Source organism: Bartonella sp. HY328 (assembly GCF_025449335.1).
GTDB lineage: Bacteria > Pseudomonadota > Alphaproteobacteria > Rhizobiales > Rhizobiaceae > HY038.
The window spans coordinates 2,474,545-2,497,292 of sequence record NZ_CP104883.1; the positions used below are offsets into that span (position 1 = coordinate 2,474,545).

The following is a 22,748-nucleotide window of genomic DNA, read 5'->3' on the forward strand; positions in this document are numbered from 1 at the left end:
TATTAGTTTTAGATCATGGGATATGAAATTTGGTTTTGGAATGCCTTTTTCATATCTAGAAATAGTCAGTTTACCGCATTGGGCTTGCGGTTTAAGGTGAGAAGGAATAAATTATGTCAATTACTTTACAAAGACCAGAAATTGTCGAGTTAAAGCCAAAAATTACGGTTTTTGGTGTAGGTGGTGGTGGCGGTAACGCCGTTAACAATATGATCAATGCTGGCCTTGAAGGCGTTGAATTTGTTGTGGCCAATACCGATGCACAGGCACTTGCTATGTCACGGGCCGAAAAAGTTGTTCAACTTGGTGCTTCAGTCACTGAAGGTCTTGGTGCTGGTGCACGTCCAGAAGTTGGGCAGTCAGCTGCAGAAGAATCTCTTGACGAAATTCTTGATCACCTTAATTCTTCCCACATGGTATTTGTGACCGCTGGTATGGGCGGCGGTACGGGTACAGGCGCGGCTCCAATTATTGCTCGCGCTGCTCGTGAAAAGGGTCTTTTGACTGTTGGTGTGGTAACCAAGCCTTTTTCTTTTGAAGGTCAACGCCGCATGAAGACAGCCGAAGCTGGCATTGAAGAATTGCAAAAAAGCGTTGATACGCTTATCGTTATTCCAAATCAAAATCTTTTCCGCATTGCTAATGAAAAAACAACCTTTGCTGATGCTTTTGCAATGGCAGATCAGGTTCTTTATTCAGGTGTTGCCTCGATTACCGATTTGATGATCCGCAAGGGTCTTATCAATCTAGACTTTGCTGATGTGCGCTCTGTCATGCATGATATGGGCAAGGCAATGATGGGCACAGGTGAAGCATCAGGTGAAGGCCGCGCATTAAAAGCTGCTGAAGCTGCTATTGCTAATCCATTGCTTGATGAAACATCAATGCGCGGTGCACGTGGTCTACTTGTTTCTGTTTCAGGTGGTAGCGATCTCACCTTGTTTGAAGTTGATGAAGCTGTTAACCGCATTAAGGAAGAAGTGGACGCTGACGCAAACATCATCTTCGGTGCCATTAATGACGAAGCGCTTGAAGGTATCATCCGCGTTTCTGTTGTAGCAACCGGTATTGACCGCGCTGCACTTGAAGCTGGCTTGACAATTGAAAACTCCACTTCGGTACATGCTGTAAAAAAGCTTGAAGCGGCAGCTCCGGTCGTGACCCGACCTGTTCAGCCGCAAACAGAATCTTTTCGTGAGGTCATCGAAGCTTTAGAAGAAGAAATGGCAGCACCTATGGAAGAGCCATTTCGCCCACAAAGCCAAATTTTTGCAAGCGCACAACCAGCTGCCCCAAACCGTGTGGTAGGTCAGCCTAATATTGCTAAGCAACCTGTACGCTCTGCCGCTCCGCTGCAGCCAATGGGACAAACAGCAGCAACGCCACCAAGCGTTGATACTGTTGCACCAACACGCAGTGCTGCGCCTGCAAGCCAAAACTTTAGCCAATCATTGGCTCCACAGCAAGGCAATATGCAGGGTCAACAACGTAGCGCGGCACCACAGCAGCAGCGTATGCAAGGCCAACAGACTCAACAACAGCCAATGCAGCAGGCTTCATCGCGCATTCCTGAAATTGAGGCATTTCCACCATCTTTGCGGATTAATGCAGACCAAAAAAGCAAAGGCAACAGCGAAGGTAATACACCTCGCAGCTTATGGCAGCGTTTAAAGCAGGGTTTTATTCATCGCGATGAGGAAGAGCCAAGTGCACGCTTAGAACCTGCGGTAAATATAGCCGCAAAGCAAAATGTACCACAGCGTTCTAGTGGCCAAAATGCTCAGCAAAATCAAATGGGCCAACGACCAAACATGGGTGACAATCGTCAAGTTCCTAATCAGGATCAGGCAATTTATACACCACGCCGCCCAAATGAAGCGCAGATGCGTCCACAACAACAACGTGCTGAAGCGCCAAGCGAAGATGAACAGTTGGAAATTCCTGCATTCCTGCGTCGTCAGGCTAACTAATGGCATATGTCGGCTTTTATAACTCTTTTGAAAGCCGACATATATCATAAAACGCATGCAACTGATCTTTTGATCCTTACGAGAAAATGCGGATTGATAACTCACATGCTTTTGTCTTTCGCAACAATGAGCGAATAAGAAAAGCAGCCAGCCCAAATTCCTTCTCATTAACCCACTGATTTTTTCAGTGGGTTTTTTTATGCCTTTTAAAAAGGTAATATTTTATCTACTTAATGATATATTTTAAATATAAACGATCCACTAGATTTCAAGCTAAATAAAAGCCCGTAAAGGATAGAACTATACGGGCTTCAATATAAATATATTCGATTTTAAAATATTCAATTATACATATGACAACTGAACATTCTCTTGCACATAGACGGTTTCATTATACGAATTATGAAATTCATTATAAACTAAACCTGTTTGGGCATCGGTGTACTTATCTGTGGCTTTAGTCCAAAGATTATCAAAAGCAACAGTGTCATTGGCATCACCATTGATAAATAATTTATCATTATCATAGCCATTAAAATCCAATGATGAATGGATATTTAACTGGTTAGCGGTACCGCCAGTAAGATTGATTTTATTAATAGCAGTTTCGTCAGCTGAAGTGAAAATGCTATTTAATTCAAAAACACTACCCCATTTATCGAGATTAAGACTCATATCGATGTGAGAATCTGGATTTTGATCATTGTGATTATTAATTAGATTTGTAAGCCATGAAATCTGATTCAAACTATATTTATGATTAATATTTACATCAATATTTTCAAGACTTGCCCAGCCAAAACTTGGACTAGATACAAAATTACTTACCCAATTTTGATATCGACCTGCAAAATCCCAACTATAATCAGCTTTTAACGAAAGTGTATCGTAACCTTCACCACCATCAAGCACGAGGCTATCTGGGAAAATGTAACCATAAATTTCGATAAAATCATTTCCGGCGCCACCATAAATGTAGTTATTCGCGTTGGGGCCTGAGGTTAAGTTACCATTGATTGATAAGCGATCATCACCATCACCAAGATCAATAATGTTATCCGCATATTGTGCATTCATAAAACCAACACGAACAGTATCATTGCCAGCGCCAGTATTAATCATATTGGTGCCTTTATCGGCATTAATTCCCCAGTTAATATTTATAACGTCGTTGCCATCACCAGTTTGAATAAGGTTTTTTGAGAAGCTAACAAGGTCACGATCAATATTAATTGTCGTTGTACCTTCAGTTACGATGGAATTATAACCACTATAATGTGACCACATATTACCAATATGGATGTTATGGACACCTTCACCAAGTTCAATACTATTTTCAGAATCACTCCACATGGCATTTTTGATCCAAATGTTCGTGTCGCCTGATACTGTACTTAGTCTATTGGTGGTGCTATAATAAGCAATATAGTTACTGCCAATGACAATGTCATGCTTACCAATGCCCAAATCGATTGTATTAACGCCATACCAATCACGGGCAAAAATGTCGTTTTGGAAATTTAAGTATTTGTCACCATTGCCTAAAGAAATGCTATTTGTACCATATTTGAATGCATGCATTGCCCAAATATTTAAATAATCTGTACCCGCACCTGTTGTTATGGTGTTCAAGCCGGAATCAGCGGATCGAACATATCCCAGATTTAAAGTGCGTTTATCACTGCTTACGCCGTCAAACACGATTTCATTTTTACTATACGACCCAGCACAGGAATCAACCCCACCCATAATGCTGAGTACCTTATTGCCATTACCACCCTTAATGGTGTTTTGGCCGTATCCCCACATGCTTTGACCGATCCATACGGTATCATTACCGTGACCAAGTTCAATCGTGTTCTGTGAGCGCCAACCGGCTTTAACCTCACCTTTAATATTTACATAATCATCGTTATTAGTGCCAAATATATAATTTGAACCTGAATTAACCACCATTGATGGTTTTGTTATACTTACGCCTCTTGCCATTATAACACCCCTAAAGATTAAAACTTAAATCAAATATAACTAGACAAATGACACTTATATTAAATAAATTTACAAATTCAATAAATTTTTTTTAAAAATTAACAATTATTACTTTATTTACATTACATTAAATTTTAATAATGTTATATATTAAGTATTATTTTATAATAATAAATGCAAATATATTTATTTAAAACTACTAACACTATCATTTTTATAATAAACTCTCATTAAATTAACACAAAAAATTATTTCTCAAAAAAGTGCTTTTAATGCAAAATTAATGCGAATAATTCTAAAAAATCGCACCGCTTGTCTCTTACCCAAAAGCAGAAATTACCCGATACTAAGGAAAATATCGAAATACTGATTTTTTACCAGATAAGTTCACCAAACTTATCCAACCCAAAGAAATAGGCTACATGTGTGGGGTTTATGATGAGCATTGACGCGCAAAAACTTGCAACCTTCCCAGCTTTTTTTAAAGTTGCAGGGCAAAAAATTGTCATTATCGGTAATGGCGCTGAAGCTTATGCTAAACTGCGCCTCATGCGTGAAACTTCAGCTGCATTGCTATTGATTGCTGATGCACCCGAAGATGATCTTTTAGATTTTATCAAGCAATATAGCCTTGAAGATAATAATTTCGTTTGGCTTGCTGAAAAATTTGCTCCTGAGCATCTGCATGGCGCAGTGCTAATTTTTGCCGCCAATGGTGATGTGGGTCAAGATAGAATTATTGCAGATCATGCGCGCCAGTTAAAAATTGCCGTCAATGTGGTAGATCGCCCAGATATGTGCGATTTTTTCACCCCTGCCCTTGTCAATCGTGCACCAATATCGGTGGCTATTGGTTCAGAAGGCGCAAGCCCAGTGCTTGCACAAATGATCCGAGCCCAGATAGACGCTTTATTAAATCCGCAAATTGGTAAGGTAGCGGCCCTTGCAGCAAAACTTAGGACACTTGTTGATAATTCCATTGCCAAAGGTTTGACACGGCGTAATTTTTGGTTTCGTTTTTTTAATGGAAAAATTGTTGAGGAATTGGAACGCAATAATCCAGCAGCTGCCGAACGCGAGGCATTTGATCTTATCCACGCCTTCAAAGCAAATAAAGGGCGTTTATATTTATTAAATGCACAAGATCTTGACGCTGACCAAATCACGTTGCACAGCCAACGTGTATTATTAATGGCCGATGGTATCGTTTATGATCATAGCATTGATAAGGATCTATTGACCATTGGCCGGCGCGATGCACAGCGGTTTGTCGCGCCCAAAAATACCCTTGACCAATTAGAGAGCACAAAGCTTCTTATCAGCTTAATTGAAAGCGGCAAGCAAATTGTGCGCCTTTATGGTGATAGAGCACAAATGCTCAGGGATATAGCTTTGATGGAAAATAACCAGCAAGATTTTGCTGTTTTACCATCGCTTTCGGATGCGGCATTTCAACATAATTACGCAAATATTAGCAACCAATATGCACCAAAAGCTGCATAACAAGCGCGATATAGGCATTATTGTTTTAAAGGGTGGAGTAAAATGGCAGCAAAAATTTTAACAGCCAATAAATTAGGTGATGGGCGTGTTGTCTGGTACAGCAAAAATGGGCAATGGAGCGAGGACGCAAATAATGCTTTGCTAGCTGTTACACCCGAAGAGACAAGCATTTTAGAAGATGCGCAAAAATTGGGGCTTGCCACTAACATCGTTATTGATGCCAATTTGATCGATGTCGATGAAAAGGATGCCCACCTGCGCCCAATCCGCCTGCGTGAGCGTATTAGGCAAAATGGTCCAACTATTGCTTATGGCGCAGCGCCGCTTAATCCATAAGCTTTTTAATTCTGCCTTAAAATTCAAGTTTTACCGCAATTTAAATATCAAATCCTAAATTGCAAAGAGGATAAACCCATGTATCGTTATGATGAATTTGACCGCGCTTTTGTCAAAACTCGTGTTAGCGAATTTTCAGATCAGGTGCAGCGCCGCTTAAGCGGCGAAATCACCGAAGAGCAATTTAGGCCTTTGCGGTTGATGAATGGTGTTTACTTGCAATTGCATGCCTATATGCTGCGTGTTGCTATTCCCTATGGAACATTGTCACCCCGCCAATTGCGCAAATTAGCATCGATTGCGCGCCGCTTTGATAAAGGCTATGGTCATTTTACCACAAGACAAAACATCCAATTCAATTGGCCCAAACTATCAGATATTCCGCTTATTCTTGCGGAATTAGCCGAAGTCGAAATGCATGCTATTCAAACATCAGGCAATTGCATTAGAAATGTGACATCAGATCACTTTGCTGGTGCAGCTGGTGATGAAGTTGCCGATCCCCGCCCTTATGCAGAAATTTTGCGGCAATGGTCGTCCTTGCACCCAGAATTTAGCTATTTGCCGCGTAAATTTAAGTTTGCTGTCGTTGGCGCACAAATTGACCGCGCAGCTATTCAGGTCCATGATATCGGCCTTTGGCTTAAACGCAATGACAAGGGGCAACTTGGTTTTGCCTTTTATGTGGGTGGCGGCCAAGGCCGCACGCCAATGGTTGCCAAACTTATTAAGGATTTTGTACCTGAAGAAGATTTGCTAACCTATGCGACAGCGGCAATTCGTGTTTATAATTTACATGGGCGACGCGATAATAAATATAAAGCCCGCATAAAAATCCTTGTTCATGAAATGGGCGTTGAACAATATGCCACCGAAGTGGAAGCAGAATTTGAGCAAATTAAAAATAGTGAATTGAAGTTGCCGCAAAGCGATATTGACGCGATTAACAGCTATTTTGCTGCACCAGATCTTGCGCCGCGTCCAGAGGGACGTAATTTACTTAAAAAAATGCGCCAATTGGATAATGCTTTTGATATTTGGGTAAAAAACAACGTCACCGCCCATAAAAATGAAGATTATGGTATTGTTAGCATTTCCTTAAAGCCCGTTGGCGGTATACCCGGCGATGCCACTGCCGAAGATATGGAATTGGTTGCCGATCTTGCTGAGCTTTATTCTGACAAGGAATTGCGCGTTACCTATCGGCAAAACTTGGTGTTACCCCATGTCGCATTAGCAGATTTGCGTGCCGTATATGATGCACTTCACCGCCGCAATCTTGCCAATGCCAATATTGGCCTTGTAACCGATATGATTGCTTGCCCGGGCCTTGATTATTGCGCACTTGCCAATGCTCGTTCCATACCTGTTGCCCAAGCTATTTCCACGCGCCTTGGTGATAATGCGCGCCAACAAAATATTGGCGAATTAAACCTAAATATTTCGGGTTGCATCAATGCATGCGGCCATCACCATATTGGGCATATTGGCATTTTAGGTGTTGAGAAAAAGGGCGAGGAACTCTACCAGCTCACTCTTGGCGGTTGCGATGGCAACCATACATCGCTTGGCGATATAACTGGCCGTGGCTTTGAGCCTGACCGAATTGTCGATGCTGTTGAGACGGTGGTTAATACCTATCTTGATTTGCGCGAAAACAAGGATGAACGTTTTATCGACACCTATCGCCGTCTTGGCATGGAGCCGTTTAAACAAGCGCTTTATCCACCAGTTGAAAAGGCGGCTTAACATGGCGCAAGATAATGTTAAATTATGGGATCGTGCCGGCTTTCGTGAAGATCCCTTTATACGTGCTGAAACGCTAGACGAAGCTGGTAACCACCGCGCAATTTTGCCCTTTGCCTATTGGCTGCAATTTAGAGAAGAAAATGGTGATGCAAGTGCATTGAAAGGAACGGGTGTTTTTGTTGCAGCTAGCGATGATATTGATGCACTAACACCATTTTTTGAAGAAATTGCAGTAATTGCTCTTGATTTGCCAGCCTACACAGATGGGCGCGCTTATTCTAAGGCAGCACGCTTAAAAAATCGCGGTTTTAAAGGCGAGATAAGAGCCGTCGGCGATGTACTTATTGACCAAGTATCCAATCTCTTACGCTCCGGCTTTGATAGCCTTGAAGTTACCCATGCTTTAACAAAAGAGCGGTTGGAAAAAGATGAGCTGATCAAATATCCTGGTTTTTACCAACCCTCAAGCGGCGTTGAGCGATTAGAAACGCAAACCTTAAGGGCAGGAACACGCCGTCTTTGGCGCAACATTTAAAACAGTTTTTTTTAAAAATTTAACATCTCAACGACATTATTTAACAGCTTGTGCATTTGAAAACTTCAATGAACAAGCTGTTTTTTGCTGTATGGAAATAATAAATTTTGCTTGGCTTAACTTTGGCAATATGATCTCCCTTTAGCTGACGAATTATAGAGAGTTTAGAAAATGGTAAACCCAACGACTATAGAAATAAGAGCCGAAAGCCTAGGCGATAGCGATCATATTCGCCAAGTAACACAAGCCGCCTTTAAAAATAATGAGCATAGCAACGGCACCGAAGGCGCAATTATTGATGCGTTACGCGACGCAAACCAACTTATACTTTCCCTTGTTGCATTAAGTGGTGATCAAATAGTCGGGCATATTGCATTTTCACCCATAAGAATTAATGGTCATGATTTAGGCTGGTATGGACTTGGTCCAGTAGCAGTAGAACCATCAAGACATCGGCAAGGCATAGGCACAGCCCTAATAAATGAAGGGCTGGCCCAGCTTAAAGCATTGGGCGGCAAGGGATGCGTAGTTGCAGGTGATCCACAATACTATCAACGTTTTGGCTTTCAACCATGTAAGACTTTAAGCTATGAAGGATTGCCTGCAGAATATTTTATGCAATTAACGCTTAGTGGTGATACACCTACAGGTCGCGTTGACTATCACGATAGCTTTAACGCTTCTTAAAATACTGCAATTAATATAACCCTTAAACTATGCAGAAAACCGATATGGATTTTCTGCATAATAGACAAAAATTATACCGCCCAATCTTCAAGACCTGTGAAACTTACAGTTAACCAGCGGTCAGGACCAGCCTCGCCAATCGCCTCGCTAATTTCTTCACGGATTGTATCAAGTTTGGCAATTGTATCAATTTGCCAATCTTGTGGCACAATAATATGGATTTCAATCATCATTGAACGACCAACCTTGGCAACATAGGTTTGGGCACTAACAAAATTATGGCGTAAAACAATTTCATCAACACTATTTGTAATATGAGCATCAAGGCTGCGCGGTGTAATTAAGAAAACTTCCTTTAAAGCTTTGAGAACCACGCGCAACGGCATTGGCGCCATTGCCAAACAAATAAGCGCAAGGATCACAGGATCAATATAAGGAATAAGCCAAATATAGCTTGTTTCTTTAATGGCAAAGGCAAACAAAAAAGCAATTAAGATTGCAAGGCTTAAGCAGCCAGAAATAATCCAACCTTTAATATCCATTGCGATAAATTCTGACTGTATTTCTTTGTTGCGTTGCGCTTCATAAAAAGCAAGGCCAAAACAAACAATCACCGCAATTAAAGCATAAAGAATTGCATAATCAAAAGATGGCACCTGCCCACCATTCCAAATGGAATTAATAGCTTCAAACAAGCCATACAATACCGCAATTGACAAAGATATACCGTTAATCGCCAACACCATAGGCTCTAAATGCCAAAAACCAAATTGAAAACGCTCCGCTAATTGGCGACTGCGCTTACTAAGGCGTAAACTATCTAAATGGATTAAGCGTACCACAAGCAAAGCAGCTAGGCTAAAAAAACAATCAACACTTGAATAGACGCCATCAAAAATAATAGATGAGGAATTGGTAATAATTCCCATAATAACGCCAAAAAGTGCCACCCCTAATGTGACAAAAACTGAAAGTTTAAGAAGTTTTTGCTCAGCTAGTTGATTTAAGGAGGATTGCTCTAAAGGGTCTATACTATCGTTTTGCGGCACGAATGGCTCGTTAGTTGACATTTTAACTTTTCACCTAGGATTGAGAATAGATAAGTTAACAATTCTAACGAATTTTTGCAAAACTGTGAAGTCATAGCCAAAACGACGACGAAAGCAGATGATTAAACTTCCAGATTTTGTACCGACTGCACAAAAAAATAATCAACAAAATAGCTTTCAATATCACGATAATAAAGCGAGTTTTTCTTGGATTTTTTATGAAAATAATCTTGCCATGGAAAAGCGGCAATTCGAGCCGCCAAATCGGCTTTTGCAATACCACCTATTGTAAAATAATCTTCCATAAAAGAGACGAGTTGATCTTGGTCAAAATATTCTTCCAATGGTACAACACGCAGCTCATCCTTGATAATAAAATCCCAGTAGCTTTCTAAAAAAAGGCTTCAAAAGACTTACGCGAAATTGTAACATTGACATCAGGTGGATAGTGTTTTGTAACCATTAGGTGAAGTGCGATGATAATGGCAAATACCCAAGCTATTTCGCAAAATGCCAAGTTATAACTGCCGATTAAGCCATGAAAATAAAAAATAATGGCTAGTGAAATCGACAAAAGCAACGGGATCATAATCAAAATCATTGTTAGTTTATCAATGACAATTTGAGGTAAATATTTAATAAGAATATCATCAAGAAAGCTATTAAGTAACACCATATAAAAATAGCAAGTAATTATCAAAAATATCATAAATTCAAAACTGAAAACAGGAAACCCATTGCTATAAATATAGCCTTTAAAGAGCCAGTAGGACATGGTGACTATGAGCATCCATATAATACGATGAACCATAAATTATCCTTTTATTGCCCTTTATTTTTAACGAAAGCAAAATGGAAAAAACGCGATAGAATACCATTTGGTTAAAGACGCGATAGCATTTTTGCAACAAAATCGGGCACGGTCACACTTGCCTTACCTGCAAGGCGATGATCAAAAAAACTCGATATATCATTACCACAATCTAGGTTTATCTCATAGGTTTTTGCCCCATTTTCCAATGCCATGCAAACAAAGCCAGCAGCAGGATAAACCTGCCCCGATGTTCCAATCGCTGCAAATATATCGCAATGACTTAAGGCCAGCTCAATTTTTTCCATGTGGTAAGGCATTTCGCCAAACCAAACAATATCAGGACGCAAACTTCCAATAGTGCCGCAGCTAGGGCATTGGCTTTGTTCGTCCATATCACCTTGCCACGGATTTTGACTGTGGCATGCGGCACAAAGAGCAGAATTTAACTGCCCATGCATATGCAATATTTTTATGGATCCTGCTGCCTCATGTAGTGAATCTACATTTTGCGTAACCAATAAAAATTCGCTAGGCCACTTTTCTTCCAATTCAGCAAGCGCAAAATGTGCTGCATTTGGCTTTGCAAGTTTTGCATCCTGTCGTCTTTTATTGTAAAAATCATAAACAAGTTGTGGATCATGGGCAAAACCTTGCGGCGTTGCCACCTTTTCAACGGAATAGTTATTCCATGTACCGCCACTATCGCGGAAAGTAGGTATTCCCGACTCGGCCGAGATTCCAGCACCAGTTAAAATTAAAATAGCAGGTGCACTTTGTATTTTGGACGAGCGATACATATCTATAAGTCACTTTTTTAAGCAATTGAAATGATGATTTAATGCAGATAAACATATAACGCATTAAATTTGACAGGAGTATGATTATTGGCAATGGATGCAGAAGCGCAAAGCAAATTGCAAGAACGAGTTGAAGAAGCTGATAATCTTTTGGCATTGCATAATCGTGCACGAAAAACAAAACAATGGGCAGCAGCCAATTTTGAACTCGGCTCGGCTTTAGCAGCGCTTGCGGCCAGTGAAGATGATCGTTTGGCATTTAGCAATTACAAAAAAGCCATAGAGACCTTTGAGCCTTCGCTTAAATTTTATGCGGAAAATGCTGAATTTAAAAGTGAATATCAAGAAGCCGTTTTGGTTCTTGCCCGTACCATTGGTGCTTATGCTCAGCGCGAAGGTGGTGATAATAGCCGCCTCATGCTGGAAAGAGCCAAAAAGCTTTTACTGCAACTCATTGATGAGCGTTCCCTCGATACTGATCAATTTGATAAAGCACAAATATTAGTAGAGCTTGGTAAATTATACCGCATTTCTGCCGATCTTGCGCTTGGGGACAATAAGCATGAGTTTTTAAAGTTAGCAATTGCTGTCTTTAAACAAGCGGCCCAAATTTTTCAAGCCAAAGAAAAATTTGAAAATTGGGCAGATGCAGTATTGGGCGAAGCAATTGCATGGCGTGAAATTTCAACCTTGAATATTGAAGACCCACTAAAAGCCTTGTTACATTCAGTTGAGATGCTAAAAACCGTTTTGAATTATTATACACCTGCAAGCCATCCATTAGAGTGGTTTTTTGGGCATTTTGAATTTGGTCGAGCTTTTTTCCGCATTGCACTCCTCAATGAAAATGAACAACGTCACAACGCTGCAAGCGCCGCAGTTGATGCCATGCGCATTGCTTTGCAAACTGCTTCTAGTGAGATTGCACCTCAACTTATCTTACGGTTACGCATAGAGCTTGCTTTAGCCCTTTCTACCTATGCCCAAACTTTAGACGGGCAACAAGCAATTTCAAGCACATTGGAAGCCATATTGCTTTATAAAGAGCTGATTAGCCAGTTTCAGCAAAGCGATGATATTTATGGTCTTGCTGTGATGCAAAGCAACCTTGGCAAAGAGCATATGAACCTTGCCCAAATTTTTTACAAAATTGGCAATGAAGAAGAATGCCAAAATCATTATCAACTTGCCGCAGATATATTACGACAAAGCAATACACCAACTTTAGCACAGTACCACAATAGTCAATGGCTTTCTAATCAGATTGAGCTTGCTAAAATACTTTACAATTTTGGTAATCACTTAGGTGGCAAAAGGCAAAGTGACACGCATCTTGAAGCGGTTGAAATTTATCGCAATGTTCTAAAAAGTTTGGATAATGACCGCTCTCCAACAACATGGCGGTTAAAAATAGAGCTCTCTCTTGCGCTTTCTCACTATATTCATAGTTTTGAGCCTGACAATGCCCTTATTATATTGGAAGAAACTACTGCGCTTTATAAGCAGGCAATTGACGAACAAAGAGAAATTTGTGAAAGTTTCGGTGCTTTTGTTATTGAGGCGACACTTGGCAAGGATTTACTGGCATTGGCCACTTGCAATGGTGGAAAAAGCGGTCAAAACTACCGTTTTCAGGCCATTGACGTTTTACGCCAATGCATTTCACCGGCACTAGAAGCCAATAATCATGAACAATGGTTGTCTGTTCTCGTCGATCTTGGCATGGCATTTTATGCAGCCGCCAATAATGACGATACGGTAAAGCGCTTTGCTTTATATGAAGAAGCAATTGAAATTTTTAGGCAAATACTGCAAAAAATTGATAGTGATGATGCACCTGAATTTAAAGCAAAACTTCAAAACTGCATAGCATTATCGCTTGCCAATATTGGTGAAAATGACCAAAGCGAAGTTGGCTTGCAAAGGTTAAAAGAGGCTGAACTTTCCTTTAGGCTTGCCTTGCAATCAGCAGAAAAGCGCGAAAGCGAAATTGAGCTTATGCGTCTTGAAAGCAATATTGCCAATTTATTTTACACTTTAGCTCGTCGCAGTGAAGGTGAAGAAGCCAAGTCCTATATTCATTATGCTGCTCAGACGATAAAAAAGGCCATCTCTCGTATCCGTAAAGACATATTACCTAATGAATGGCTTACCAGCCAATCTAATTATGGCCTAATCCTTAAGCATATGGTTGAAAATAATTATAGCGACGATCTTAATGCCGATTATGCCCGTTCAGTAGCCGCTTTTGAAGAAGCTCTCACTGCCAGCACAATAACCGATTCAGAAGTTGAATATATAGTCCACTTACAAAATCTTGTAGCAACCTTGCTTAGCTGGAGCCAGCATTGCGAAGGAAATGAACGTCTCATTGCATTAGAGCGCGCTTTTGCACTTTTGGCTGAAGTTGAAGAGTGGGCAGAAAATCATGATCAAGCAGAAATTTTTGAAGAGGCACAACAAAGCCGCGCGCAATTAGCACTGGTTATAAAAGACAGCAAACCTAAAAAATTTTTAAAACGCCTCTTTCCATTTATTGGCTGAGATATACTGCAAAAGGCAATCATATCGCTAATAATATAGCCACATAATTTTGGCTGCTTTTTTCGACAGCCAAAATTATGATGGATGAGCATTCGTTTATTTTTATTTACAACCTCTAATGCACCCAATTCAATTACATTCAATAGACAATATTTCGCGCCATTAGACAATTAACTTATTCGTTAATAAAGATTTATTTGGCTTATAAAATACTAATACCTGCAAGCCTATAGATATCAAACCTGCCCCTCTCCAACCTTTATCCGTTAATATTTTTAGAATATTTAAAAGTTTTAATTTATTATTTATAATATCAATTTCATATTGAAATAATATAATTTATCGGTAATAAAGCTAAATATATATTTGCAATTAGGAGGGCTCAATGGATTTTAAAACTGCTATTTATACTTGCTTACGACCAAAATACGCAAATTTCAGCGATCGTGCATCAATATCAGAATTTTGGTGGTTTGTATTGTTTTATATAACAAGTATTATTGGCATTGGGAGTATTGGTCTTTTAATTGCAGTAAGTTTAGATTCAATGGGCTTATATGGATCAGCTTATCATGTGTTCGTGATTGCACCGATAATACTATGGGTCCTTTTTCTTATAATTCCCATAATTGCCGTCAATGTACGACGGTTTCACGACATTGATATGACTGGCTGGTGGTTTTTGCTTTTTTATTTATTACAATGCATTCCACTTATAAACTTAATAGCCTTTGTTGTTAATATTGTACTATTTTGTAAGCCTGGAAGTGAAGGTCCAAACCGTTTTGGCAATAGTCCATTTGCCATAGATGATTATCAAGAGACATTTAAATAAGCACAATTTGAAACGATCAACATCTACTTCAACTTGCTAGCTAATTGCAAAAGTTTAATCACAATAACAGTCTCAATGTAAATTTATTATTATTTTATATAATAGCAATATAAAAAACGTCTGTTTAGTTTTGCGCAACAGAATTTTAAAAGGGCGCATTTAAAAATGCGCCCTTTTGCTTTTTGACCGTTTATAGTCGAATTATAAACTAATTTTTCTCTTTCAAACGATAGGCAATAATGTAATCGCCGCGGTCTGGCTGACCGCGTGCACCACTCGCGGTTAAAACAATATATTGTTTACCTGTTTTAGGTGAAATATATGTCATTGGCGTTGATTGCCCACCTACTGGCAGCCGAGACTTCCATATTTCTGCGCCCGTGGCACTATTAAATGCCCTTAAATAATAATCTTGGGTGCCGCTATAGAAGATAAGGTTACCTGCCGTTGCAAGCGGCCCACCAAGGCTTGGCAAACCAGCCTTAATTGGCAAACCAATTTTTAATCCCATAGGACCAGAGTCTTCCGTTGTACCAAGTGGCACTTGCCAAACAATTTTACGACTTGCAAGATCAACCGCAGTTAAAGTGCCAAAAGGTGGTGTATTACAAGGAACCCCCAAAGCCGAGAGAAAATAGTTGGTTGTTACGCCAAAGGGCGTACCTTTTTGCGGACTATAACCAATATGGCCATCACCAGCTTTCATGCCATCACTCGTTTCATCATGGGGAATTAATTGTGGTGCCATGGCAAGACGAATATCATTAATAATTAAATAGCCTTTACTTTCGTCAATTGAGACACTTCCCCAATTCATACCACCAAGATTAGAGGGATATTGAATTGTTGTTTGTACTGATGGCGGGGTAAAATCGCCTTGATAATTCATCTTTTTAAAGTCAATACGGCACAAAAGCTGATCAAACATCGTCATGCCCCACATATCGCTTTCCTTAAATTCGGGATAACGAATTTGTGGCATACCAACTGAGTAAGGCTGAGTGGGCGACACATAATCACCAGCAGCAACACCTGTTTGGGGTACGTTTTTTTCTTGCACCTCTGCAATGGGTGTACCATCGCGCCGATCAAGCATAAAAATTTCACCGCGTTTGGTGACTTGAATAATAGCAGGGATGCGGTTGCCTTTTTCATCTGGCACATCATAAAGTGCAGGCTGGGCTGGAATATCATAATCCCATAAATCATGATGGGTGGTTTGGAATTTCCACTTTTCTTTGCCTGTATGATAATCAACCGCAACGATTGAAGAATTATATTCATCAGCTGCCTTGGTACGTTTTCCACCCCAATAGTCAGGCGTCTCGTTACCAGTTGGCAAATAAACAAGGCCTAATTTTTCATCATAGGCTGGCGTTGTCCAAACATTTGGTGTACCCCTTGTATAAGTTTCACCTTGTGGTGGCTCTTTGGTAATTGCAGGATTACCCAAATCCCACGCCCAGATTAACGAACCATCTTCGGCGCTAAAAGCGCGCACAACACCCGATGGCTCACCAAGCGACATATTATCCCAAACCCAACCGGCAATAATGATCATACCATTTTCAATTACAGTGGGGCCTGAAGTTTGCATGTAATAACCTGGATCAACCTCGCCCATACCTTGGCGCAAATCAACTTCGCCATTCTTGCCAAAAGAAGAGCATTTAGCGCCGGTTTTAGCGTCAATGGCGATAAGGCGCGTGTTGATGGTACCAAGGATAATGCGTTGGCGACAATCTGTATTGCGCGCAATTATAGTATTTTCATCTGCTCCAATACTATTGGTTTGCGGCGCTAATGTAATAGTATTCTTATCAAGATCAGCATAGGCCAGTGAGCGACAACGCTGCCAAAGTGGCGAGGTCGCCTTGGGATCAAATGACCAACGTTTTTCGCCACTATCTACGTCAAGTGCCGAAACAATATCATGTGGTGAACAAGCATAAACAGTATCACCAATTTGCAATGGTGTATTTTGATCTTCCGCTTGTCCCTTTGCTATATCACCGGTTTGAAATGTCCATGCAACTTCCAAGTCTTTTACATTATCTTGGTTAATTTGGTTGAAAGGCGCAAAACGCCGCCCTTCTCCATTACGTGCATAATGGGTCCAATCACCTGTACCACTCATCGCAAGTGCAGCCTTCCCACTTGCTGCCTGTGGATCATTGACCAAGTAATGGACTTTAAACAAATTGAGAAAAATAAAAGCTGAAAAAACGCCAATAACCGCGCCAATAGGCCAAAAAATTCTGCGTAAACGACAGGCGCTCGACCACTGCCTTGCTAAAGGAAAGAAGATAAAGACAAGACAGGTCATCACCAATAAAGTGAAACTTCTTGGGAAGAACCCCCAAAAATTTGTACCCTTTTCCCATAAAGCCCAAATAATAGTGCCTGCCATAAGAATAAGATAAAGCCAAGCACCAAATATGTTAACGCGCCACAATAAAAATGCAGCGATGAGGCTCACTAATCCAGCGATAATATAATAGGGACTGCCAGCATTTATTGCCAAATAACCGCCCATTATTGCAAGATAAAGGCCCATGATAGCCATAACAAATGCAATTATTCTTAATAAAAATGTTCCAAATCGAGAATTTTTATGATTCATCGCAACCTCCAGCAAAGACAAGGTAACGATATAGATTAATAAGAAAGCATCAAATCACTTTTATTTTAGAACAAATAATATATATTTAAATTATACATATTTATGAGAAAATAGAATAACTCTACTTTTTTAAATTTACCTTATTAATTTTTTGACAATATCTTTGCGCTGTTGATGGCCCATAATTCTTTAATAATATGGCGCAGCACGAATGCAAAAGCAATTATCTTCAACTGTGATAAAAACCCAAATACTTATCTGTGTAAGTTCAGGCAAGTTTTGCATAAAAAACGCGTAAATCTCACCTTTTATCTTTTGTGAGAATATTACATGACAATAATATATCACGTTTATCCTGAACTATTAAATCAAGAAGTTGACCAATATAAGTTCCCCCAAATTTTGATCTCAACTATTATATTCAAAATTTTTACGAATTTTAAATTAATCGGCAAATATTTAAAACCACATGGAAATATGATTAATATCGCTCCTATATATATCACGAAGACCTCATCATAGATGGCAAAGCTTTTAAATGAGAAGATATAAATCCTATCGACCCAATATTTTATAATAATTCGGTTTACTTGCAATATGCCAATATTCTTAATGGCTGCATGCCGAGAGGGAGCGCTGTTGGCTTTACGTTTTTTCAGACGGTAATGATAGCGAACTTTTCTTTAACGCAAACAAACAATATGTTGTTTCATTTAACCACTATACGTAAATTCTAATTTGCGCTAACGAGTACAAGACTTAATATAACAAATAAATTTTTTACATTGATATTCTTCACATCATGAACAATAAATCAAAAATATAATGAAGAAAATAGGCAAGTATAATGGAATTTAAAACGGCAATTTACACGTGTTTGCGATTAAAATATGCAGATTTCAACAGTCGGGCATCGCGATCTGAATATTGGTGGTTTACACTGTTTAACCTTATTAGTCTGGCCGTGATGGTTATAATTAGCGCTATTCTAGCATCATTGATTAGCTCATCAGAACCAGACTCAACACGTTATATAACATTTCTACCGTCTGTATGGTTTATATGGTTTTTGGCAATTATTATACCAAGCCTTGCAGTCAGTGTTAGGCGACTTCATGATGTTAATAGATCTGGCTGGTGGATTTTATTCTATTTCACCTTCCAAATGCTGCCACTTATCGGGGTTGTTTTTACGATTATCTACTTAATTTTGCTTTGCAAGCCAGGCCATGCAGCCCCAAACCGATTTGGCAATAATCCCTATGCAATTACATATTATCAAAACACATTTCAATAGATTAGGGTCAGGACCTAGTAATTTAAAGACAACAATTAGATTGCTATGCTGTTAAACGCAATCATAACTCAACTCACTTTTTAACCTTGTTAAAAATTTTAAATCCATCCATGCATGAGCATAGATGGATTTAAATATATGGTAAAACTAGCTAATACCGCAAAAACAAAATTATAATTTTGCGCATCAAACTGTTTTACTACTTGTCGGCCTTAATGTTTTTTGCCCTATAACTTAATCGCGCAACAAATCGTTGATTGATGTTTTAGAACGGGTTTTTTCATCAACACGTTTAACAATGACCGCACAATAAAGGCTTGGCACTGGTTTACCATCGCCAAGATCTTTACCAGGTAGGCTACCCGAAACAACAACCGAATAAGGTGGCACTTCACCATAGAAAATTTCACCTGTTGCGCGATCAACAATTTTGGTAGACTTGCCGATATAAACGCCCATACCAAGAACCGCACCCTCACGGATAATACAGCCTTCAACCACTTCAGAGCGCGCACCAATAAAGCAATTATCTTCAATAATTGTTGGACCTGCCTGCAATGGCTCCAATACACCGCCGATACCGACACCGCCAGAAAGATGCACATTTTTACCAATTTGCGCGCATGAACCAACAGTTGCCCAAGTATCAACCATTGTCCCTTCGCCAACATGAGCGCCAAGATTGACAAAAGATGGCATTAAAATAACATTAGGTGCGATATAAGCAGAATGACGTACGATCGCATTAGGAACAGCGCGGAAGGCTGCTTGTTTAAATTGTTCTTCGCCCCAACCATGAAATTTTGATGGCACCTTATCCCACCATGATGAACCATCAGGGCCACCTGAAATAAGTTCCATAGGGTTTAACCGGAAAGAAAGTAAAACAGCCTTTTTTGCCCATTGATTAACATGCCATTCGCCATTATCACGGCGTTCTGCCACACGTAACTCGCCTTTATCCAAAAGGTTAAGCACATGCTCGACGCTATCGCGCACTTCACCTTTTGTATCGGTTGAAATAGAATCGCGTGCATCAAAGGCTTGCTCAATAAGTGCTTCCAACGCATGATAATTTGCTTGCGTCATAAAAATCTCCATTACTGATGTTAAAAAACTTTAAACCCATTAAGCATATTATTTGCAAAACGTACAGGCAGCAACCACCGGCAATACCTATTGATACGATAAAATATTAATTAAACCTAAAAATAATAATGAAAGGACACGCAATGCTTCCTGAAGAAAAAGAGGGTTGGACCCCGTTTCCCCATTCAGACGACGATGCCGCAGTTATCCATAAGGTTCCCATTACACCGCAAACACAATCACCCGCTTATCGTCTTGCCTATACGGATGAAGACTTTTTAATGCGCCGCGAAATGCGATCCGTGCGCTTAGGCCTTGAAATGATGAAGCCTGAAATAACTTTAAGTGAGCGCGGCATTCGCTCAACGGTTGTGCTTTTTGGGGGGGCGCGTATTCCAGCACCCGGTCAAGATGCTTGGGCGGCTAAAAACGACATACAGCGGAAAAATCTTGAACTTGCCTCTCGCTATTATGATGAAGCCCGGCATTTTGCTCGGCTTTGCTCGCAATATTCAGCCACTACTTACCACCGCGAATTTGTCATTGTGACCGGTGGCGGACCGGGTGTGATGGAAGCGGGCAATCGCGGTGCCGATGATGTAGGCGCACCTAGCATTGGCCTAAACATTGTTTTACCGCATGAGCAGGCACCAAATCCCTATGTAACGCCTGATCTTTGTTTTAATTTCCATTATTTTGCCATTCGCAAAATGCATTTTTTGATTCGTGCCAAGGCTTTGACAATTTTTCCAGGCGGCTTTGGAACTCTAGACGAATTATTTGAAACCTTAACTCTTATACAAACGGGGCGCATGGAACGCGTACCTGTCATCTTATTTGGCAAAGAGTTTTGGCAAAAATCCATCAATGTTGAATTTTTAGCCGATCAAGGAACGATTTCGCCGGATGATTTGGATCTCTTAACCTATGTGGACACCGCGCAAGAAGGCTGGGAAAAAATCCGCAATTTTTATGATTTAAAAAGCCCAGTTTAAACAATGATAATAATTTACATTCAAATCACAATATTGAAAAAGGCTTTGCTATAAAACGAGCAAAGCCTTTATTTTCAAATCTTTGTTTGCAAGGCAAAATTTTAAGCATTGGCTGCGGTTTTTATGCTACTCTTAATGGGTCTCATAAACAAACCGAGACACATAATGGATACAGCACTCCCACCTATTAAAGCAGCAAAATAACCAAAATAATTTGTAACCACATTGGGAATAAGCACAAGTAGAATACCGCCATGAGGAGCGCTCAAACTTGTGCCTAAACCATAAGCAAGTGCACCAGCGAATGCAGAACCTACCATAAGGGATGGTATAACCCGAAACGGATCGCGAGCAGCAGTCGGTATTGCGGCCTCACTGATAAAGACCAACCCTAAAATAAAAGTTGCAACTCGTGAATTTTGCTCTTCATCGGTAAAACGATTTGGAAAGATAAATGATGCACAAGCTAATGCTATTGGTGGCGTCATACCTGCAATCATTGCCGCAGCTATAGGCCCACCAATCCCTTGAGCTATTAAAGCAACCGACGACGCATAAGCCGCTTTATTAACTGGACCACCAAAATCAAACGCCATCATAGCACCAATAATAAGTCCTACCAGTGCAGCATTGGCTCCACCTAAACTTTTCAGCCAAGCTTCAAGGCCATGATTAATTTGTGCAACTGGATCACCCGCTACATAGATCATGAATAGGGCGACAAAGGCGGTTGCTATCGGCGGGATAATTAAAACTGGCATTAATCCAGATAGACTACGCGGCAATTTAATAAATTTGATCATTGCCAATACGAAATAGCCTGCTAAAAATCCTGCAATAATTCCTCCTAAAAAGCCCGCGCCAATTTCTTGAGCGAAAAGACCGCCAATTAGTCCAGGTGCAAGACCTGGTCTATCAGCAATAGAAAAGGCTATATAGCCGGCAAGAATAGGAACCATGAGAGCAAAGGCTTTTTTCGCACCAATATTAAAAATTGTATGAGCAAAACTAGTACTTTCTTTATCAACACCAATACCGCCAATAGCAAAGGCAAATGCTATAAGTAACCCACCTGCCACCACAAAAGGCAACATGAAAGAAACACCTGTCATCAAATGCTTATAAACACCTGCACCTTTAGCATTTTGTTGCGCAGTTTCTTCTTTTGCAGCCTGATTGGATTGAAGCTTAGCATTGTTAGCAGCTTCCTTAATATAATCTGTTCCCTTATTAATGGCTACTTTTGTACCACTTGCATAGACACGTTTGCCAGCAAAGCGCGAACGATCAACCTCTCGATCAGCTGCAATAATAACAAGATCAGCATCTTTAATTTCATCTGCCGTCAAGGGAGTACCAGCACCAACAGAGCCTTGTGTTTCAACTCGGATATTAATACCAAGCTCTTTACCACTATCAAGCAAAGCATCGGCTGCCATAAAAGTATGGGCAATACCAGTTGGACACGAGGTGATGGCTACAATATTTTTTATTCCACCAAGATTGTCTTTGCCTGCACTATCAGTCTCTTTGTTATTTGATTTTTCAGTTTTTGGAGCGCCTTTGCCATTAGAAAACCGCGCTAATATTGCCGATGCATCATTTAGGACATCATCAAGTTCAATATTATAAACATCCCCGCCATTAAAACGTGCGGCATAGCCACTATTATCAAGCGATCCAACGGTATCGCTTACAACCAGCAAAATGTCATCTTTGTCACGTGCAACGGGAATACGCAAAGCCTGTCCATTAGGACTGATCGATATCTCGACCTCCAATTTTGCTGCAAGCGCGGCAGCTGATAAAGCTTCCCGCGCCAAGACATCAAGGACCTGATTGCCCTGTTCTTCAATTACTATAAAGAGTTTCATCTTATTCCTCCCGCCATTTTAACGGCAGTTAATATTCTTGATGACGGAGCGTGGTCAGATTA

At 40.2% G+C, this 22,748-nt stretch carries 17 protein-coding genes; 10 read left to right on the forward strand and 7 right to left on the reverse strand.

What is annotated here, in order from left to right; genetic code table 11:
* Positions 1–113 precede the first annotated feature (113 nt).
* Positions 114–1,970: a cell division protein FtsZ gene (gene ftsZ / locus N5852_RS10600; protein ID WP_262097763.1), complete on the forward strand. Its 1,857-nt coding sequence runs from the start codon at positions 114–116 to the stop codon at positions 1,968–1,970.
* A 345-nt stretch (positions 1,971–2,315) separates the two neighbouring features.
* Here ftsZ and N5852_RS10605 read toward each other — a convergent pair whose 3' ends face one another.
* Positions 2,316–3,959 carry an autotransporter outer membrane beta-barrel domain-containing protein gene (locus N5852_RS10605; RefSeq protein ID WP_262097764.1) on the reverse strand — a complete coding sequence of 548 codons (1,644 nt, stop codon included), beginning with the start codon at positions 3,957–3,959 and terminating at the stop codon, positions 2,316–2,318.
* 438 nt (positions 3,960–4,397) lie between these two features.
* Between N5852_RS10605 and N5852_RS10610 the strand changes: the two genes are divergently transcribed.
* From N5852_RS10610 to N5852_RS10630, 5 genes are all read left to right on the forward strand, one after another.
* Positions 4,398–5,462 carry a siroheme synthase domain-containing protein gene (locus N5852_RS10610; protein ID WP_262097765.1) on the forward strand — a complete coding sequence of 355 codons (1,065 nt, stop codon included), beginning with the start codon at positions 4,398–4,400 and terminating at the stop codon, positions 5,460–5,462.
* 42 nt (positions 5,463–5,504) lie between these two features.
* A complete protein-coding gene (locus N5852_RS10615) occupies positions 5,505–5,798 on the forward strand; it encodes a DUF2849 domain-containing protein (RefSeq protein ID WP_262078322.1) in 294 nt (97 codons plus the stop codon).
* A 78-nt stretch (positions 5,799–5,876) separates the two neighbouring features.
* Positions 5,877–7,547 (forward strand): nitrite/sulfite reductase, encoded by a 1,671-nt coding sequence (locus N5852_RS10620; protein WP_262097766.1) that lies wholly within the window; start codon positions 5,877–5,879, stop codon positions 7,545–7,547.
* 1 nt (position 7,548) lies between these two features.
* Positions 7,549–8,082 carry a DUF934 domain-containing protein gene (locus N5852_RS10625; RefSeq protein WP_262097767.1) on the forward strand — a complete coding sequence of 178 codons (534 nt, stop codon included), beginning with the start codon at positions 7,549–7,551 and terminating at the stop codon, positions 8,080–8,082.
* Between the two features lie 171 nt (positions 8,083–8,253).
* The gene (locus N5852_RS10630) at positions 8,254–8,769 is read left to right on the forward strand and encodes a GNAT family N-acetyltransferase (protein WP_262097768.1); all 516 of its coding nucleotides are present in this window, start codon (positions 8,254–8,256) and stop codon (positions 8,767–8,769) included.
* A 71-nt stretch (positions 8,770–8,840) separates the two neighbouring features.
* Here the strand turns inward: N5852_RS10630 and N5852_RS10635 are convergent, their stop codons facing one another.
* The 3 genes from N5852_RS10635 to N5852_RS10645 all read right to left on the reverse strand — a co-directional run bounded on the left by N5852_RS10635 (position 8,841) and on the right by N5852_RS10645 (position 11,429).
* Positions 8,841–9,839 (reverse strand): cation diffusion facilitator family transporter, encoded by a 999-nt coding sequence (locus N5852_RS10635; protein WP_262097769.1) that lies wholly within the window; start codon positions 9,837–9,839, stop codon positions 8,841–8,843.
* A 101-nt stretch (positions 9,840–9,940) separates the two neighbouring features.
* Positions 9,941–10,162 carry a hypothetical protein gene (locus N5852_RS10640; protein WP_262097770.1) on the reverse strand — a complete coding sequence of 74 codons (222 nt, stop codon included), beginning with the start codon at positions 10,160–10,162 and terminating at the stop codon, positions 9,941–9,943.
* A gap of 538 nt (positions 10,163–10,700) precedes the next feature.
* Complete coding sequence (locus N5852_RS10645; RefSeq protein WP_262097771.1) at positions 10,701–11,429, reverse strand: NAD-dependent deacylase; 729 nt, start codon at positions 11,427–11,429, stop codon at positions 10,701–10,703.
* An 87-nt stretch (positions 11,430–11,516) separates the two neighbouring features.
* On the opposite strand from N5852_RS10645, the gene N5852_RS10650 reads away from it, so the two are divergent.
* Positions 11,517–13,973 carry a hypothetical protein gene (locus N5852_RS10650; protein ID WP_262097772.1) on the forward strand — a complete coding sequence of 819 codons (2,457 nt, stop codon included), beginning with the start codon at positions 11,517–11,519 and terminating at the stop codon, positions 13,971–13,973.
* 385 nt (positions 13,974–14,358) lie between these two features.
* Entirely contained in the window at positions 14,359–14,808 is a 450-nt protein-coding gene (locus tag N5852_RS10655) for a DUF805 domain-containing protein (protein WP_262097773.1), read from the forward strand.
* A gap of 208 nt (positions 14,809–15,016) precedes the next feature.
* On the opposite strand, the gene N5852_RS10660 is transcribed toward N5852_RS10655, so the two are convergent.
* Complete coding sequence (locus N5852_RS10660; protein ID WP_262097774.1) at positions 15,017–17,431, reverse strand: membrane-bound PQQ-dependent dehydrogenase, glucose/quinate/shikimate family; 2,415 nt, start codon at positions 17,429–17,431, stop codon at positions 15,017–15,019.
* Positions 17,432–18,278: 847 nt separating this feature from the next.
* Here N5852_RS10660 and N5852_RS14745 point away from each other — a divergent pair.
* Positions 18,279–18,728, forward strand: coding sequence for a DUF805 domain-containing protein (locus N5852_RS14745; RefSeq protein ID WP_410004211.1), 450 nt, complete (start codon positions 18,279–18,281; stop codon positions 18,726–18,728).
* 234 nt (positions 18,729–18,962) lie between these two features.
* Here N5852_RS14745 and dapD read toward each other — a convergent pair whose 3' ends face one another.
* Positions 18,963–19,817, reverse strand: coding sequence for a 2,3,4,5-tetrahydropyridine-2,6-dicarboxylate N-succinyltransferase (dapD, locus tag N5852_RS10665; protein WP_262097775.1), 855 nt, complete (start codon positions 19,815–19,817; stop codon positions 18,963–18,965).
* Positions 19,818–19,960: 143 nt separating this feature from the next.
* On the opposite strand from dapD, the gene N5852_RS10670 reads away from it, so the two are divergent.
* Positions 19,961–20,812, forward strand: coding sequence for an LOG family protein (locus N5852_RS10670; protein ID WP_262097776.1), 852 nt, complete (start codon positions 19,961–19,963; stop codon positions 20,810–20,812).
* Between the two features lie 101 nt (positions 20,813–20,913).
* Here the strand turns inward: N5852_RS10670 and N5852_RS10675 are convergent, their stop codons facing one another.
* Positions 20,914–22,686, reverse strand: coding sequence for a PTS fructose transporter subunit IIC (locus tag N5852_RS10675; protein ID WP_262097777.1), 1,773 nt, complete (start codon positions 22,684–22,686; stop codon positions 20,914–20,916).
* Positions 22,687–22,748: the final 62 nt, after the last annotated feature.